2 tRNA genes are annotated in these 433 nt (G+C 39.3%); both read left to right on the forward strand.

Features of this window, described 5'->3' with window-relative positions:
* Positions 1–84: 84 nt before the first annotated feature.
* Positions 85–161 (forward strand) — tRNA-Ile (locus tag JMM81_RS22740).
* Between the two features lie 16 nt (positions 162–177).
* Positions 178–253, forward strand: a tRNA-Ala gene (locus tag JMM81_RS22745).
* Positions 254–433 lie beyond the last annotated feature (180 nt).

Genomic DNA, 433 nt, shown 5'->3' on the forward strand with positions numbered 1-433 from the left:
TTTATACCAAGGTTAAAAGTTGATGGTTTTGTTGTTCAGTTTTGAGGGAGTTATTTCATTTATAATGATATACTACCGTTATGAGGGCCTATAGCTCAGCTGGTTAGAGCGCACGCCTGATAAGCGTGAGGTCGATGGTTCGAGTCCATTTAGGCCCACCATTTTTTCCTCTATAACGGGGCCTTAGCTCAGCTGGGAGAGCGCCTGCCTTGCACGCAGGAGGTCAGCGGTTCGATCCCGCTAGGCTCCACCAATTAATCTACCATAACTTGATTGTTCTACTAGATCATTTTTTTGGTGTTTTTTGTTCTTTGAAAACTAGATAATGATTATGAAGAAGATAACAAGAATAACCGAGTAATCGCCACATTAGATTTTTTTCTTTATTTTTGTTTCTATTTATAGAAGCATGTAAAGAGTATGAACCAAAGTA

This window comes from Bacillus sp. V3B (assembly GCF_024494465.1).
Taxonomy (GTDB): domain Bacteria; phylum Bacillota; class Bacilli; order Bacillales; family Cytobacillaceae; genus Bacillus_BD.